Below are 17,531 nucleotides of genomic sequence, written 5' to 3'. Positions count from 1 at the left end.
AAGGTCCTACTACGTCGATGCCGCCACCATATCCAGTGGTCCCCCCTCCGCAACGCCGCGGACGAGTCTAATCGTCCGGTCGACTTGCCGGCCATCGCCGGCTGCGCCTTCATCGCCGGGGCCGACTCCCACGAAACCGTCGCCGAGCACACCCGGCCCCGGGCGCTCCTCTCGATGCGTGCGACGGCCGCACCCAGCCTGTGGGAAATTCGGACGTCGTTCCGTTGCCTCGACGGTCGCCGATGTCCAGTGCGCCGAGCCGCCTCCTCAGCAAGCGTGGACGCGCAGATTCGACGTCACAAAACTTTTTAATGGCGAGCACGCAAATTAGACCATAAAACAACCATATAGGCCTTATCCACAAAGGCATCCTATGGCCCATTTACTGGCACAAGGAGGCAACCGATGGCTCTTCCCAACCCCGCGACGGGCGGTTGGAGCCCCGTTCGGGTTCGCGACGAGTTCGGGCTTAAGTTGAGCTCGACCGAGCGGGAGACAATCAGGGCGAAATTTCCGAAAAGCTCTTCTCCCGAACCCGGCGTCTTCCTGGCCGACGGGGTCTTCGAGGGAGGCGGGGTGCTTGGGCTGGCGTTTCTGGGAGCCGCCAGGTGCTGCGCCGACATCGGGATCCGCTGGATGGGGCTGGCGGGGACTTCGGCGGGTGCCATCACGGCCTCGTTGATGGCCGCCATCCCCGATATCGATGAGCTCGAGAGGCTCTTCGGATCGGTCGACTTCAAGGATTTCATCGGCGAGAAATCGAGCCCTTTCATCGTCGACTTCGATCCGACGAAGGACCTGGACCACCCGGCGCATATGCTTGTGAAGCTGCTCGTCGCCGGACGACTGGGCCAATATTCTTCAGCCCCTTTCCTGAACTGGATCCAGAACTCGCTTAAGGACGCTGGCGTATCTACTTTCGCCGACGTTAGCGTCGGGAACTCGGAACGCCAGCTGAAGGTGGTGGTTTCGAACCTCACGCGCGGGCAGATGCTCGTCCTTCCGGACGACCTCCCGGAGAAGGAACGGGATTCCTTCCCGGTCGCCGAGGCCGTGCGGCTGTCGATGAGCATCCCGCTTTTCTTCGAGCCGGGTCAGTTGAACGGCGATTGCATCGTCGATGGCGGCATTCTGAGCAACTACCCGGTGTGGATCTTCGACGAGGAAGATCCGCTGAAGGAACCTCGATGGCCAACGTTCGGCTTCCGCCTCTTCAATTCGCGGGAAGAAAAGCCCCTGCGGATCAATACGGCGCCGGACATACTCAAGGGCATGTTCAAGACAATGATGTGCGCCCATGATCGTCACAATTTGAGCCGCGCCAAGCGCACCCGGACCATCAACGTAGACGTCACGATGGCGGGCGTCTCGACGACCCAGTTCGGCCTGTCCGACGAACACAAGGACGTACTCTATCGGCACGGCTACGAGAGCACAAAGCGGTACCTGCTCGAGGAGTGGAGCTGGGAAGTCCAACTCGAATCGCGCGGCTTCGCAAACGCGTCGTAGACGATCGTGTCCCGCCCCGGCGTGATGATGGTTGCCGGTTCCGAGCGCCGAAGCTCTGCGCGTTGCGACCTCAGAGTGGATGGGAGCCATGCCCGAGACCGATCGCAGATCGTCCCCAAGTTTATGGATGCTGATCCTCTTCATGCTCGGGCTCTACACGATCCCCCGAGGCTCGTCCGACGCCCCCCCGCCCGGCGCTTCGAAGGAGGAAAGTAAGCCGTCGGACTCGGGAAACCGCCGAGATTCTGATGCGACCGAGGATCTCGTGGGGGCGAGGACGGTGGATGGGCTCCTGCTCGACTACTTCTCTAACGGCAGGCGAAGCGTCCCCCGGAAACCGTCCGAGGGTCCGTCGCAACCCCGATCCCTCGACGAGGTCCTCGGAGAAGATGTCCCAGCGGAGGGACGGTCGCGGATCCGCTGCCTGATCGCCACGCTCGCCGACCCGATCCACACCACCAGCGACTACCACTTCGACGAGGCGTTGACGGCAATCCTTCGCGGGATCGAGGCGTCGGATTACGTCCTCGACCGCTACTTGCTCCCCTGGCAACCGGGCTCCTCCGCGAAGGTCCCCGAGCCGCCGACCTCCGGCCAGTCCGGCTTGCTTGTCTGCCGCCATGCGTTGAAGCCAGGCGACTACCCGCTGCTGCTGGTTTTCCTCGTCCCCGAGTCTCCAACCTCAGGCCTCGACAAGGTCGCGCTGGCCGAGAGCCTCAAGTGGTCCGAAGCGCTCGACGATCGACAGCCTTGCAACCCGTGTGCCTCCGCACCGTTCAATATCCTGGGACCGGCTTTCTCGGGCTCGCAGGCGTCGCTGGAGCAGGCGCTCCGGGTCTGGATCGCTCAGAGGCCGCCCGATACTCCGACACCCTGCTTCGATGTCGTGTCCGGCTCGGCGTCAGCGATCGACGCCGGATCTCTGGAAAAAAGCGTTGCACCGGGTCGCGCTTGTCTCCGTTATCGAACGACGGTCCACGGCCAGAATGTCGTCGAGGTCGCGATGCACAGATTCCTCAAGGGCCAAAGCAAGGCAGAGGGGCGGGTGGAGGTCGCCTTACTCTATGAGTCGAACACTGGCTTCGGGCAGTTGTACTTCGATAAGACGAAGCCCGATAAGGAGAATGCCAATAAACCCGAGGGTCAGGGCTTCGTGGCTCACTACTATTCATTTCCGCAGAACATTGCGCGAATCCGGTCCATGTACGAGGGGCAGGAGAAATCGGGCGGCCCCGCTCAATTCCTGCCGCCGAGCGAGCGGCTGGTCCCGGGTTCGGACGTCGTGAAACGGCCGTTGGACCTGATCGCACCGCAGACGCCCAAGTATACGACGCCGCTCGACGAACTGATCGTCGACGAGATCCTGATGGACATCAGCCATCGAGAAATCCGGACCATCGGGATCACCGCCACCGATGTGCGCGACGTAATCTTTCTCGTGGGCAAGATACGTCGCATGATCCCCGACGCCCGGATCTTCACGACTGACAACGACTTGGTCTTCACGCATCCCGAGCACATCGCCGATCTTCGGGGGATGTTCGTCGCCTCCACCTATCCGCTCTTGCCGCGGAACCAGTCGTGGAGCACTGCTCCCCAGCTCGATAACAAGGACCGAAGCTGGGACAAGCGCATCTTCTTCTCGAGCAATGATGCACAGGGCATTTACAACGCCTCGGTCCTTCAACTCCACAACGTGCTCGACGTAGTTGCGACCGACGCAGTCTTCACAAGGCATCTCATCGAGTACGGACGTCCGTTCCAGCAGGCGCGCGCCGACGAAGAAACGCCCCCAGTGTGGATCGGCGTCGTCGGGAACCACGGGATTTATCCGCTCCACGTCGATAAGGCCGCTCCTGCCCAGGACGCCCCCATCTACCCCGCGCCAAAACCCACGGGCGGCAATGCCGAACCTGCGTCCGACGGGAATGACGGCGCACAGCTCCAGCCCACGTTCCGCAGGGGCTGGCTCTTTTTTTTCTCCGGGCTTTGCATGGTTTGCGTTGCGCTGGCGGGGTTGGCGATTTTCCAGCTCGGTTGGGACCGCTCGGCCAGCAGGGGCGTGGAAGCGCCGGTTGCCGCGAATCGGCTGTCCCTCCCACGGCTGGCGGAGTGGCTGAATTGGATTCCAGCTAGAGGATCGACCAGGCGAGGACGCCTTGACGGCCCCCGCGGCTATCTCCTAGTCGCCTTGCTCTTCATGATCGCCGTCCTCCATATGGCGGCCCGCCCGATCTTGCGACTCCGTGCGATCGCAGTCGTCCCCTGGGCCCCCGGCGGTTGGGCCTCCCGCCTGATCGTCGTCGCCGTCGCCGTCCAGATCCTCATGGCAGTCGGGGCGGCCGCAGCCCTGGTCGTCCTTTGCGCTGCCCCGAGGACCGGCGCGGGCGAGTCGCCTCGACCGCCGGTGGATTCCGAGAATTCGCCCCGCCGTGGCGAGGGGGACCGATTCGCGCGCCTCCTCGCAGCGGGTTTCACAGCCCTGCTCATCCTCCTCGTCGCCGCCGTGGTCCTGTATGGCGGAGGCCGAGCCGTGGGAGTACAACCTCTGGACGTGGGATCTCAGGACGAGGCGTTAAGCCAGACCGACGACCTCTTGGCGTTCTATCGTACAAACGCTCTCTCGAGCGGCGTCTCGCCCGTCTTCCCGCTCCTGTTCCTGAGCCTCGCCTGGCTCGGCTGGGTGCTCACACGCCTCTACAGCCGCTACCTGCAGAAGCAGGCCACGCCGCGGAGCCCGATGCTGGAACGCCCCGTCGGCGCATTGCCACCGGAGTCCTGCCCGAACTTCGGGAGATTCATGTCTAAGCCTTGGCGGTGCCTCCTCGAGCGACGCCCTATCGCCCTGGCCATGATCCTGGCCTTTGATGCGTACATCCTAGCCGCCCCAATCTCGCAGCCGTTCTTGCAGCCCGCACTCCCTTCCGTGGACGAGCCGCTGTTCGTATGGGGGCTGTCCATCCTGTTCGCCCTAGTGTTGGGGAGCCTGACCTTCGAATGGCTCCAGCTTCTGCTGCTCTGGCAGGAGATGCGCAGGTGCCTCCACAAGATCGAGCGGCTGCCCTTCGTTGGCGCGTTCGACCGGCTCCCCCCTCGCGTAGCCCGCTGGGTCTATGAAGCCCCCAAACCGAGGGGAGGGCGGTACGAAGCGGTCAGGCGTCAGGCGGAAGCCCTGTCTTCAACGAGCACGGATGCCATCCCAGTCGAACTCTGCCAAGCGGGCGTCATTGTAACCGCCGAGGAATGGTCCGATATGAAGGCCCGCCTGCTCGAACTCGATCCCTCGATGAGGAACGCTCCGCTCACGCGACTTTGCGAGATCCTCTTTCGCTACCGGCATGAGCAAACCCCGGTTTCCAGACCCGACGAACCGCTTGAGCCCGAGGCGACCAAGTCGGTCGAGAAAAAAGGGGGTTCGCGGCGGAGGAATTCAAGATCATCGATTCAGGAGCATCCGGGACCAGACAAGGCCCTCCCCCAGTGGATCAAGGCATCGGAAGACTTCCTCGCCTTGGTAATCATCCGCTGGCTAGCCGCCTGGTTCTCGCAGATCTGGTTGAAGATCGGGTATCTGGTCAGCGGCACGCTCTGCGCCATCCTCGCAGTCAGCTCATATCCGTTCCCGTGGCAGGCGCGATTGATTACGGGCCTTGGGTGGCTCGCGCTGCTGATCGTCACCACGATCATCTTCGTCGTGTTCGGGGTGAATCGAGATGAGGTCGTCAGTCGAGTCGCCGACACCACCCCAAACCGGATCACGGTCGACCAACCGTTGATGGCGAACCTCTTCAGCTACGTCGTTCCACTCCTGGGTAGCCTGGCGTTCCTCTCCTTCGACGTCTCGGACGTCCTCCGCACCTGGTTCGACCCTCTCATGCGATAGATGGCCCGACTTTACGGGACCATCCGCCGCCGAGGGACGCCGAGTTCGGAGCCCCGTCCACGCGCGGACAGCCTTCAGCGGGCGGCTACCTATCCGGCCACACTGCTCAAGCGTTGCCTCGGGCTTGCTCCTCGGGGCGACTTCTGGTCTACTTCGACGTGACGACTAGAGACGAGCCACCAGGGAAGGTCGGTCGGAGGCGCCATGGACGTGCCGTCTTGGATATATCGGGATTCCGTGGTCGTGGCCTGCCCGGACGCCCGTCCCCCCGCCTATCAGGCTGTCGTCGGGCTCGCCCGCGCGGGGATGCTGCGGCGGTTCGTGACCTCGTTCTATCACGACCCCGACGGCCTGAGCACCGCGATGGCTCGTCGGCTGACGCCCCGGTTGTACGACCGCTGCCGCCGGTTCCTGGAGCGTCGGCACCATGAGGAGATCCCGGCCGACCGCGTCGTCGGCGTGCCGAGCGTCGACCTGGCGTTGAAGCTGGAATCCCGCCTGGCGGGCTCGCGACCGCAGCTCAAACGCCTCGCGGCTCGGGCTCGAACCCACTGGTTCGACCGCCGCACCGCCGGCGAGTTGGCGGGCTCTCGACCCGAGGCGCTGCTGGCCTTCAGCGACGTGGCCTCGGCCGTGGCGTTGCCCTACTGCCGACGCCGGGGGATCGCCACGATCTTGAGCATGGTCCACGGCGACGTCCGCGAGGAGGCCCGCGTCCTCCGCGACGAGGAGGCCCACGCGCCGGACTTCTTCCCGCTCTACCTGGGCGACGCCAGCCTCGACCGCGAGGAGATGGACTGGCTCCACGCCCGTCGCCTCCGCGACCTTGAGCAGGCCGACCGAATCCTCGTCCCCTCGGAGCACATCGCCGCGACCCTGGAACGCGAGGGGATCGCCCGCGACCGGATCCGAGTCATCCCCTACGCGGCCGACTGCCGCCGCTTCCACCCGCTCACCCAGCGTCGGTCGGACGACTCCTGCACGTTCCTCTTCGCCGGCGGGGTCAGCCAGCGGAAGGGGATCAAGTATCTTCTGGAAGCCTGGGCGAAGGTCCGCCGCCCCGGTTGGCGGCTGCAATTGCTCGGCCCCATGCCGCGCCGGCTGGGACCGATCCAGGGACTCATGGAAGGCGTGGAACCCCTCGGCCGGGTGGGGCACCCGGAGGTCCCCTCGCACATGGCGGCGGCCGACGTCTTCGTGTTTCCGTCGCTCTTCGAGGGCTCGGCCGTGGTGACGTATGAGGCGCTCGCCTGCGGCCTGCCGTCGATCGTCACGCGAGAGGCCGGCTCGGTCGTCCGCGACGGCGTCGAGGGCCTGATCGTCCCGGCGCGGAGCGTCGACGCCCTGGCGGCCGCGATGACCCGGTTGGGAACCGACGCCGTCCTCCGCGCCCGGATGGCCGCAGCCGCCAGAGGCCGGGCGATGGACTTCGACTGGCCCCGCTATCACGTGAGCGTCGTCGAGGCCGTCGCCGGACTCGTCGAAGCCCGCCGCGCCGAGGCTCGCGCCGGCGGCGCATCACCGATCCTGGCTCCGGCGGGGGGATGAGGCGTACTGGATGGAGGATCATAACGGCCTTCCCCCCTCGCGGGGGAAGGTGGCCCGAAGGGCCGGATGAGGGGGGATCGGCTTCGCGTTGAGGACGAAACGTCGGACGGACATCCGACGCCGATCATCCCCCTCATCTGATCGCTTCGCGATCTGTCTTCCCCCGCGAGGGGGGAAGACGAAGTTCATCGAAGACTTGCACCAGGGAAGGCACGAGAGGGGACGCGCGGAGAGCGTCGAACATCATGGACGAATTCTTTTACGTCTACGCGACAGCCGGCTTGATGGCCGCGTACTTCGTCTGGCAGGTCGCGACGAAGCGGTTCGACCCGTTCGCGCCGGTCTGGATGTTCTTCGTCGGGTACATCCAGGTGTACGTGATCCAGCCGATCTCGTTCCACGACTGGGCGGTGAACGTCCGCGGGGTGGAGTTGGTGACGCTGGCGAACTACCGGGCGTTCCTGGCGCTGGCGTGGTTCCTGCTGGTTTACCATTCCGGGATCGGGGGCCTGATCGCCCGCCGACTTCCGGAATCGCCGCGCGGGTGGTCGACCGAGACGGTCGCGCTGATCAGCCCCGTGCTGATCGTCTGGGGCATGTTCTGCGCGGGGGTCTTCGGCGGCGGCGTCCCGGCCGAGGAGCGTTCCGCGGAGGAGGCGCTGCTCCGCTCGTTCCCGTTCGTGATGATGACGGCGGCCGTCCTGCTGATGGCGACGGGCCGGCGGGCGGACTCGCCGCGGCCGGCCTATTTCTACGTCGGGCTGATGACGGCGGCGGCCTACGTGGTCATCTGGATGTTCAACGGCAAGCGCTCGCATTCGTTGATGGGCGTGCTGGCGACGGTCGCCGTGATCTACACCACCAAAGGGAAGCGGCCGTCGTGGAGCGTCCTGGGCGGGACCGCGTTCGCCGGGGCGCTCGTCGTCACGCTGGCGATCGGCTGGCGGAACAACCCGGACTACGAGCGCTCGTTCTCCGGCTTCGTGGAGTACGTCGGCGATTTCGACCCCGCGAAGATGCTCGTGAGCATGGACGTCGTGGGCGAGTACGACGATCCCGACGCCTCCTACGAGACCAAGGAGTACGGCGGCTACCTGCTGATGCTGGCCACCGTCCCGGAGAAGGCGGGCTACGATTACGGCCAGAGCTACTTCCGGGTCGTCTCCACGTTCATTCCCCGGATCGTCTGGCCGACGAAGCCGCTCTTCGGCCGCGACCAGTGGCGCGCCGCCTGGGTCGCCGGCTCAGAGTACGACCGCGAGGAGGACTTCGCCGGGCCGGCCATCGGCATCCTGGGCGCGGCGCAGCTCAACGGCGGCGACCTCGGCACGATCCTCGTGATGGCCGGCGTCGCGATCTTCCTGCGGCTGCTCTACGACTACTTCCTGCTCTACGCCCACACGACCTGGGCGCAGTTCTTCTGGTCCATCTTCTTCTTCAACGCCTGGTTCATGGTGGTCACCGACGACCCGATGGTCTGGTTCTACTACAACTGGGCCTTCTCCGCCTTCCCGGTCGTCGTCTTCACCTGGATCGTGGCCCGCTGGTGCCGTGCGCCGCAGGTGCAGCCGCAACCGCAGGCCGCCGCGCCGCAGGGGTTCGGCTGGGCCGGCGCGCCGGCGGCCGGCTTCCCCGCTCACTCCATGAAAGCCTCGCACGCCCCCACTGGCGTGAGCCTCTGAGAGACGTTGAAAGAGACGTCGGGACGCCCGGAGACCTCAACTTGAAATACGCCGTCTGCTTCACCAACTTCGGCCCGTACCACCTGGCGAGGCTCCGCGCCCTGGCCGCGAGGCTCTCGGCGCGGGGCGACCGCCTGATCGCCTATGAGACGGCCGGCGGCGAGCGTCTTTACCCCTGGACCCGCGCCGAGGGCGAGGAGCCGTTCGACCGCGTCGTCCTGTTCCCCGGCCGGGCGCTCGAGGACATCCCCGCCGGCGCCTGCACCGAGGCGATGACCGAGGCCCTCGACCGCGACCGTCCCGACGCCGTGGCCGCCGTGGGGTACGTCCGGCCCGAGTCGCTGGCCCTCGCCCGTTGGGGCCGCCGCCGACGCATCCCGACGATCCTCATGTCCGAGTCGCAGGCCGTCGACCGCCCCCGGGCCTGGTACAAGGAGATCATCAAGTCGCGACGGCTCCGGCTCTTCGACGCGGCCCTCTGCGGCGGGCCCTCGCACCGCGAGTATCTCGTCGACCTGGGCCTCCCCGCCGATCGGATCGCCCTGGGTTACAACGCCGTCGACCACGACTTCTTCGCCAATCAGGCCGACGCCTGGCGCAGGCTGCCGGGCTCGCGGGCGGAGATGCCGGAGGGGCCCTTCTTCCTCTCGGTCAGCCGGTTCGCCCCGGAAAAGAACCTGCCGAAGCTGATCGAGGCGTTCGGCCTCTACCGCGCCCAGGGAGGCTCATGGGACCTGGTCCTCTGCGGCGACGGTCCCCAGGCGAATGAGGTCGCCGAGTCGATCGCGAAATCAGGCTGCGAGGGATCGATCCACCGCCCAGGCTTCCTCCAGGCCGACGCCCTGGCGCGCTGGTACGCCCACGCGGGGGCCTTCGTGCTGGCGAGCGTCTCCGAGCCCTGGGGCCTGGTCGCCAACGAGGCCGCCGCCGCCGGTTTGCCGCTCTTGCTCTCCTCGCGGTGCGGCTGCGCCCGAACGCTCGTCCCCGACCCGCAGGGAGAGACCGGCGCGCGGTTCGACCCGAACGACGCCCGCGACATCTCCGCCAAGCTCGAATGGGCCGCCACACTCTCCGAGCCCGACCGCCAGACCGTCGCCCGCCGCTCACGAGAAGTCGCCGCTGAGTGGGGCCCGGAGCGCTTCGCCATCGGAGCGACCGAAGCCTGGGAGATCGCCGCGAGCCGGCCGAGGCGACGGAGGTTCGCAAGGGTTTAAGCAAGCGAGAAGCCCCCGCAATCGTCCCTTCTCCCCTTGTGGGAGAAGGTGGCCGCAGGCCGGATGAGGGGGGTCTCGAAGTCCACCGGCGGTTATGGCCCCCTCATCCGCCCCTGCGGGGCACCTTCTCCCACAAGGGGAGAAGGGAGGAGATGAGCCTCCCGAATGAGTTGCAACAGTTGATCTGACAACACGCTTCACGGAAGGAGCCCCCGATGACAACCGCAACCGCGACTCGCTCCCAAACGACGCCGCGCGCGGCCGCCGCGCGTTGGCTCCACCTTTGCAACGGGCTGGACCCGGTCCGCGACGGCGGCATGGTCCCCAGCATCCTGGGGATGACCGGGGCGCTCCGAAAAGCCGGCGGCGACGTCCGGATCCTGACGCCCACCGAATCGCGACACGACCTGTTGAACGCCCCCGAAGACCTGCCCATCGACGGCCCCGACGCCGACCTGGAGGCCGCCGTCCGCTCGGCGCAGGTCGTCCACATGCACGGCCTGTGGCAGGGGCACTCGCGACGCGGCGCGGCGGCCGCTCGCAATGCGAAGGTCCCCTACGTCATGGCCGCGCACGGCATGGCTGAGCCCTGGGCCCTGCGACACAAGCGCTGGAAGAAAAAGCTGTACCTGGCGCTGGTGGAGTCGAAGAACCTGCGGCGAGCGTCTTGCCTGCACGCGCTGTCGCGGCCCGAGATCGGCCACCTCCGCGACCTGGCCCCATGGGCGCCGGTTTGCTTCGTCCCCAACGGCGTCGACCTCTCGGCGTTCGACGACCTGCCGCCGCGTGAGGCGCTGGAGGCGGAGCACCCCGAACTGAAGGACAAGTTCGTCCTCCTCTTCTACGGCCGGGTCCACGCCAAGAAAGGGCTCGACCTGCTAGCCGAGGCCATGGGCCGCCTCGCCGCCGACTTCCCCCAGCTCCACCTGCTGATCGCCGGCAAGGACGACGGTGCGCTCGCGCCGTTCGCCGCGAGGGTCGGCGAACTCGGCCTGAACCGCCGGACGACGTACGTCGGCCACGTCGCGGGCGAGCAAGCCCGACGCGTCTGGGCGGCGGCCGACGCCTTCACGCTGCCCAGCTACAGCGAGGGCTTCAGCATGGCGATCCTGGAGGCGATGGCGCGGTCGCTCCCCTGCGTCTTCACCACCGCCTGCCACTTCCCCGAAGCCGCCGCCTCCGAAGCAGCCGTCGTCGTCGATCCCGAAGCCGACGCCCTCACCCAGGCCCTCCGCGACCTGCTCGAACGCACCCCCGACCAGCGCGCGACCCTCGGCGCCAACGGCCGCAGGCTCGTCGAAACCAACTACACCTGGGAACAACAAGCCGCCCGCCTGACCGCCGTGTACGAGTGGCTCGCCGGCGGCGGAACGCCGCCGGAATGCGTTATTCCGTGAACGAATTTCGGAGAGCCCATCGAACGCGAACCAGACCATAACGGCCTTCCCCCCTTGAGGGGGAAGGTGCCCCGAAGGGGCGGATGAGGGGTGGGAGATCCAGAAGGCCGTGGCCTCGAAGCGTTTTCAGATGCCCGCCGCCGGTCGTCCCCCTCATCTGACCGCTTCGCGGTCTGTCTTCCCCCTCCAGGGGGGAAGACGATTATGCCTCCGACTCGCTCCGTCCGAAACGCGACAACCCTCATCCGCCCCTTCGGGGCACCTTCTCCCGGGGGGAGAAGGGACGACTTCATCGCCCTGCGTGCTGATCCATCAAAGTCATCCTTCCCCGTGAGCCCCCACCCATGACCGTCCTCGACCAGACCCGGACCACAAGACGCGACGCCCCGACGACCGCCAGGGCGCCCGTCAGCGTCATCGTCCCCGTGAAGAACGAGGCGGAGAACCTCCGCCGCTGCCTGCCGGCGCTGGCGTGGGCGGACGAGGTCTACGTCGTCGACAGCCGGAGCACCGACGAGACGGCCGCCGTCGCCGCCGAGCACGGGGCGCAGGTCGTCCAGTTCGCGTTCAACGGGGTCTATCCCAAGAAGAAGAACTGGGCGCTCGACAATCTGCCGTTCCGCAACGAGTGGGTCCTGATCGTCGACGCCGACGAGATCGTCGTCCCCGATCTGGCCCGCGAGATCGCCGCCAGGATCGAGGCCGACGAGGCCGAGGGATACTACCTCAACAGCAAGTACTTCTTCCTCGGCCGGCGGATCAAGCACTGCGGCTATTCCGAGTGCTGGAACCTCCGCCTGTTCAAGCACAAGCTCGGCCGCTACGAGCGCATGCCCGACCACTCCGGCGGGCGCTCCGGCGACAACGAGGCCCACGAGCACGTCGAGCTGCAGGGCCGCGTCGGCCGGCTCACGCACGAGCTGGACCACCACGCGTACCCGACCATCGCCGCCTGGGTCGAGAAGCACAACCGCTACGCCGTCTGGGAGGCCGCCCAGTACGAGCGGTTCCTCTCGGAGCCGATCCCCACGACCATCGGCCGAGGCAAGCGCTTCAAGCGAATGCTCAAGAAAGTGTATCTCCGCCTGCCGATGCGTCCGGCCGTGCGGTTCCTCTACTCGTACGTCGCGCGCCTGGGCTTCCTCGACGGCAAGCCGGGGCTGGTCTTCTGCACCTTGCTCTCGTTCTACGACTTCCTGTCGTGGGCGAACGTCTACGAGCGGAAGGTGACGGAGCAGGGGGGACGTTCGGATCGCTGATCGACGCCCCGCGTCTCACGGGGCTGCGGGCAAGAGGCCGGGGGCGACGTCGATCAGGCGATAGCCGACGATCTTGCCCGACTGCGTGTCGAGGAGTTCGAGGTAGCGGCCGTAGGACTCGTTGCCGTACACGATCAGGTGGTGGTCGTCGACTTCCAGATTGATGCGGTTGCTGTATTGCGAATGGTTCCCTTGGGGTGTGGTCCAGAGGGCCGTCCTCCAGAGCAGCTTCCCCTCCGTCAGGTCGTAGGCGAGTACGGTGCATCCAGCGCCGTGGTCGCTGAAGTCGGGATAATAGAGCACGTCGCGGGCGACGACGAAGACCGAGTAATCATGCCCTCGCCAGGAATAGACGTCCTTGCCCTCGCGGGTCAGGGTGATCGTCGGGATCCGTGAATTCTCCTGGATCGGCTCGATCCGCGCCTGGTAGCCGCCGCCCAACTCTCGCACGCTGGTCTTCGCCAGGGCCCGTTCGTCGGACCAGCGCCAGGGCATCTCCTCGGCGGCGGTCTGGTCGCGGAGACGGGAGGTAAATTCGAACCTCGGGGACCGGTGTCCCTGTTGTTGTCCCAGGGCTTGCCGCGGACGGCCGGCCTCGGGATCGCCTTCCAGTTCGCCCAGCAGCGCCCGGGCCCGCGCCAGGCTGGACTCGGTGCTTTGGAGCTGGCGGCGTTGCTGTTCGGCGTTGATCTCCAGTTCCGCGACCAGCCCTTGGATCTCACGGATCGTCCGCGAAGGGCCTTGCTCGCGCGCCGGGCCCCCGGGTCGAGCCGGGGGTTCCTGCGCGAGGACGCCTCCATCCCCTGCGAGAACCATCGCGGCCGCCGCGACGAGAACTGAAATGCCGGAGATTCGCGTGGACATGCCTCGACTCCCGGATGACGGAGCGATCGGAAACTACGACAAGTGTCGAAGTCGATTATATCGACGCCTCGGCGCGAGGTCTTCATCGGCCGCGGGAGTGTGAGGATTCGGGAAGTGACTCGAAGGAAGCGCCGGGGAGGAAGAGGAGATCCCCGGGCTCGCTGGAAGTCAACGGCGGGAGCGAGCGAGGCGGGCGCGGAGGGCGAGGACGCCCAGCGGGGCGAGGCCCAGCAGGACGATCGAGGAAGGTTCGGGGACGGCGGTCGCCGTAACGCTGCCTGTGAAGCTCGTGGCGGTGTAAACCTGGGTGGAGGAGTCGTAGTAGTCGCTGATCCGGAACGTGCCGCCGCTACCGATGGCGCCGCCGTTCGCCGCCACCGGGTTGGAAAGATTGACGACGAACCGGATCACCAGGCTGGAGTAGACCGTCAGGTTCAGGTTCAGCAGGGTGTTGACGTAATCATTGGTCGTCTGAGTCAGGGTTGCAAACGTCGTGAAGGCGCCGCCGTCCACCGAGATGTTGACGTTCACCGAGCCCGGCCCCGTGGCCGAGGTTCGCGTCGCGATGTAGAACTGGTCCACGCTCGCCACGTAGCCCGAGTCCACGTTGAACCCGAACTGGACGTAGTCGATGCTGGGGTCGAGGCTGTTCCAACCCGTCGAGGTGAACGTGTTGGCCGCGGTGGTCGTGGTCAGCCCGGAGCCCCGGGTCATGTCCAGGCCGGCAACGCCCGTGGCGGTCGTCGTCGGCGAAAACGTCGCCTGGTTCCCGGGCTGCCCGAGTAGTTCATAGGCCACGATCGGGTCCGCCCACGCCCGCCCCGGCGCGAACGCCGCCGCGAGGCAGACGACGGCGGCCGTCCAAATTCGTCTCGTTCGAGACACTTCGCTCCTCCATTGAGTACTTCAAGGACGTCGATTCGTCGCGAACGGTCCGTCCCCGTTCGCGGGAAGTCCTCGAAAGATAGCAGGCCGGCCTCGACGAATCCAATGAAGATTGCTTGATGACGCCTGCAAAAGTTCTCAACGGTTGGCGAGCCCAGCCTCGCCAGGAAGCCGGAGGGGGGCGCGGTCGCCCGACGCCCCCCACGGCGGGAATTCAGGAGCGGACGGCCTGGAGAATCCGAGGTTGGCCCTGGACCTGGTCGGACAGAGGCCCCTGGCCGGCCTGGTCGCTGTGGTAGAAGACGGTTCGCTGGGGGAGGGGGATCTGGATGCCCAGCTCGTCGAACCGGTTCTTGATCCGGCGGAGCATCTCGCGCTTGACGCTCCACTGCTGGAGCGGCCGGGTCTTGATGTAGAACTTGATGACGACCGACCATTCGGCGAGGGCGTCGACGCCGAGCATCGTCACGTCCTCCAGGATCATGGGCCCGTACAGCGGATCGTTCCGCATCTGCTGGGCGAGCGCCGTGACGACCGCGATGACGTGGTCGACGTTCTCCCGGTAGTCGACGCCTAGCTCGAAAAGAGCGCGGGACCAGCCGTGGGTGAAGTTGGTGACGGCCGTCACCTGGCCGTTGGGGAGGAAGTGGACCCGCCCCTCCAGGTCGCGGAGGACCGTCATCCGCAGGGTGATCTTCTCAACCTGGCCGGAAAGGTCGCCGATCTGGACGACGTCGTTGAGCTTGTACTGGTTCTCCAGCAGGATCACGAAGCCGTAGAAGTAGTCTCGGATGAGGTTCTGGGCGCCGAAGGCGACGGCCAAACCGAAGACGGCGGCTCCGCCGAGCAAGGGGGCGATGGGGATGCCCGCCTCCTGCAAAAGCATCATCCCGCCGCCGACGATGACGGCCACGGAGACCGCATTGTGAAAGACGCCCACCAGCGTCCGGGCGCGGGCCTCGTGCTCGACGCTGGAGCCCCGGACGCCGCTGTGAGCCAGCAGCCGGATCACCCGCTCGGCGAAGAACCGCGAGAGCACCTGAGCGAGAGCCATCACGGCCAGCACCACGAGCATCCTGGGGCCGTGGTCGACCAGCCAGAGCATGATGTTGTGCAGGCTGAACGGATTCTCCAGGCGACGGATGGCGTCCTCCGCCTTCACCACCTGCTCGCGGGCGGTCTCGGCCTTCTTCAGTGTGGCGATGCGTTCAGCCTGAAGCTCGGCGCGCATCGAATGGATCTCGTTGACCCGATCGGTGTGGTCGCCGACGTCCTTGACGGCCGCCTTGAGCCGCTCCTCGACCTCATGGACCTTGGAGAGGAGTGAGTCCAGCTCCTCACGAGGAGCGCCGGCCAGCGAGCGCTCGCGGAAGGCGGCGGTCAGCGCGGCGCGGCTCTCGGTGGCGTTCTCGCGGCGTTTGCGGGCCGTCTCCAGCATCTTCTGTTCGAAGGCAAGGTCTTTCTCAAGGCTCGCCAGCCGGTCGGTGATCGAGCGAGCCTCGGCCTCGGCCTCCTGGGAGGCCTTGGCCTTCACCTGGACGTCTTCCCGGGCCTCCACAAGCTCCTTGTCGACGGGCTTCTTCGGGTCGCCGGCCGCCGCCGGAGCGGGGGACTCGGTCGTCGCGGGGGCGGGCGTCGTCCCCAGGATGCCCGGCAGGGCGGGCGTCGCGGCGGCCTCCGGCGCGGGCGCCGGTTGGGCGGCGGGAGCGGCCGCCGGGGACGAGGCGGGCGCCGCGGCCGGCGGCGATCCCCCAAGAGCCGGTGCGGGCGCCGGCTGAGCGGCAGCGGCGGGGGCCGCCCCTTCGGCGGTCGTCCCTTCAAGCTTCGCCAGCGCCTGGCGGTCGCGTTCGAGCTTCTGGGTGAGGTTGGCGATCTGCTCGATGGCCGTCCGGCGGTCCTCGATGGCCAGGTCGAAGCGGTTCTTGGTCAGCTCGCGGGCCTTGCGCAGACGCTCGATTTTGGCCTCGAGTTCCGTACGCTTCGCCTGATCGCCGTCGCCCAGCTTGCCGAGTTCTTCCTGGGCTTCCTTCAGGGAAGCGTCGACCCCGGTGAACGTGGCCTCGGCCTCGGCGTACTCCCCTTTGGGGTCGTCGCGCTCGGCCTTCAGCTCGGCGAGACGCTTCTCGTCCTTCTCGATCGACTTCTGGAGGAGGGTGATGCGCTCGGCGACGGATTCGCCGGGGACCTGCGGATTAGCCTCGGCCGGCGGGGACGGCTGAGGTTGAGGTTGAGGCTGAGATTCAGACCCCAAGGGCGTCGGCGGCGGGATCGGAGCCGCGGCGCCGCCCGATTTCGGAGCGGCGGGCTGGGAACGACCCACGCCCCACGTAGGTGTAGGCGAGACCAGGACGAGACAGGCGATCAACGACGACCAAATGGCTTTCGTCTTCCAATTAAAGATCAATTTCAAATTCAAAGCCGATCTCCCGGATCATAGGACGGGATTCCGTCAGGCCTTCGAGGCGGGGACGTGGGCCGACTCCTCGGGTTATGGAGGAATCCTCAAGATGCCTCAACCCCATTTCCTGATCCGAAGCGGCCTCGTCGAGCCGAGAATCACCTCCTCTCGCCCCGAGCGACTTCGGCCGCCATGGATGGCAGGCGACTTCGGCGGCCATGGAATGTTACGATCATCGAGAGGTGTTGACGTCCACGGGGCCGTTCGACTCGACGGCGATTCCGACCAAGGAGGCAACCATCATGCCCAGGATTATCGCCAATGGGACGAGCACGCCTCCGGCGAGAGTGCAGAGGCTCGTCTCCGAATTGTCACGAGAGCTGAGAGAAAACCACGAGTCCGGCCAGCCCGTCATCCGTGAGGATCATTACCCAAGAACGGGGATGCGGCGGGTTACCGTCGTATGGGACGAATGGAAGGATGTTCCCCACGAAGAGCGAGTCGACGTCGTCAGACGGGCTTATCAGGAGGTTGAAGGGCAAGAAATCGCGGACAAACTGGCGTTGATCCTGGGCCTGACCTATCCCGAGGCCTACGAAGCCGAGATGCTCCCCTGCGAAGTCGTGCCGCTCCTCCGGAAGGGAGACCCCGTCACCGAGGAGGAATGCTTGGCGGCGATGAGGGCCGAGGGGGCTTCGCTTCTCTTCCCCGGCGGTAAGCCGCGACTCCTGTTCGCCTCGAGGCAGGAGGCCGACGCTGCTTTAGGACGTCTCGTCGAGCAACTGCCCAGGAGCAAGGCTGTGTGGACGATCATGATCCCAGCGACACTCCTTGAGTCGGCGATGTGATCGCGTCGCCTGAATTCTCCGGCCGCGAGACATGGTCGTCGACT

General features: G+C 66.4%; 11 protein-coding genes. 8 read left to right on the top strand and 3 right to left on the bottom strand.

All coding sequences use genetic code 11. The features are described 5' to 3' along the window. The first annotated feature begins 405 nt into the window (after positions 1-405). The 7 genes from G5C50_RS29410 (at position 406) to G5C50_RS29380 (ending at position 12,492) form a co-directional block, all read left to right on the top strand. Entirely contained in the window at positions 406-1,509 is a 1,104-nt protein-coding gene (locus tag G5C50_RS29410; RefSeq protein ID WP_165074916.1) for a patatin-like phospholipase family protein, read from the top strand. 88 nt (positions 1,510-1,597) lie between these two features. Further along, positions 1,598-5,392: a hypothetical protein gene (locus G5C50_RS29405; RefSeq protein ID WP_165074914.1), complete on the top strand. Its 3,795-nt coding sequence runs from the start codon at positions 1,598-1,600 to the stop codon at positions 5,390-5,392. 210 nt (positions 5,393-5,602) lie between these two features. Next, a complete protein-coding gene (locus G5C50_RS29400) occupies positions 5,603-6,940 on the top strand; it encodes a glycosyltransferase family 4 protein (protein ID WP_240907412.1) in 1,338 nt (445 codons plus the stop codon). 245 nt (positions 6,941-7,185) lie between these two features. After that, complete coding sequence (locus G5C50_RS29395) at positions 7,186-8,622, top strand: hypothetical protein (protein WP_165074911.1); 1,437 nt, start codon at positions 7,186-7,188, stop codon at positions 8,620-8,622. A 41-nt stretch (positions 8,623-8,663) separates the two neighbouring features. Beyond that, positions 8,664-9,836: a glycosyltransferase family 4 protein gene (locus tag G5C50_RS29390; protein ID WP_165074909.1), complete on the top strand. Its 1,173-nt coding sequence runs from the start codon at positions 8,664-8,666 to the stop codon at positions 9,834-9,836. A 215-nt stretch (positions 9,837-10,051) separates the two neighbouring features. After that, positions 10,052-11,233: a glycosyltransferase gene (locus G5C50_RS29385; protein WP_165074907.1), complete on the top strand. Its 1,182-nt coding sequence runs from the start codon at positions 10,052-10,054 to the stop codon at positions 11,231-11,233. A gap of 344 nt (positions 11,234-11,577) precedes the next feature. Further along, on the top strand, positions 11,578-12,492 hold the full coding sequence (locus tag G5C50_RS29380; protein ID WP_165074905.1) for a glycosyltransferase family 2 protein: 915 nt from the start codon (positions 11,578-11,580) through the stop codon (positions 12,490-12,492). 15 nt (positions 12,493-12,507) lie between these two features. Here G5C50_RS29380 and G5C50_RS29375 read toward each other — a convergent pair whose 3' ends face one another. The 3 genes from G5C50_RS29375 to G5C50_RS33060 all read right to left on the bottom strand — a co-directional run bounded on the left by G5C50_RS29375 (position 12,508) and on the right by G5C50_RS33060 (position 16,657). Further along, complete coding sequence (locus G5C50_RS29375) at positions 12,508-13,356, bottom strand: hypothetical protein (protein WP_165074903.1); 849 nt, start codon at positions 13,354-13,356, stop codon at positions 12,508-12,510. A gap of 168 nt (positions 13,357-13,524) precedes the next feature. Further along, on the bottom strand, positions 13,525-14,241 hold the full coding sequence (locus tag G5C50_RS29370) for a PEP-CTERM sorting domain-containing protein (RefSeq protein WP_165074901.1): 717 nt from the start codon (positions 14,239-14,241) through the stop codon (positions 13,525-13,527). Between the two features lie 214 nt (positions 14,242-14,455). Further along, positions 14,456-16,657: a mechanosensitive ion channel family protein gene (locus G5C50_RS33060; RefSeq protein WP_165074899.1), complete on the bottom strand. Its 2,202-nt coding sequence runs from the start codon at positions 16,655-16,657 to the stop codon at positions 14,456-14,458. A gap of 284 nt (positions 16,658-16,941) precedes the next feature. Here G5C50_RS33060 and G5C50_RS29360 point away from each other — a divergent pair, with 284 nt between their 5' ends. After that, on the top strand, positions 16,942-17,487 hold the full coding sequence (locus G5C50_RS29360) for a hypothetical protein (protein WP_165074897.1): 546 nt from the start codon (positions 16,942-16,944) through the stop codon (positions 17,485-17,487). Positions 17,488-17,531: the final 44 nt, after the last annotated feature.

The sequence above is a fragment of the Paludisphaera rhizosphaerae genome, assembly GCF_011065895.1.
Lineage (GTDB): Bacteria > Planctomycetota > Planctomycetia > Isosphaerales > Isosphaeraceae > Paludisphaera > Paludisphaera rhizosphaerae.
The sequence above is the reverse complement of the archived record's forward strand: the minus strand, read 5'-3'. Positions and strand labels throughout refer to the sequence as shown.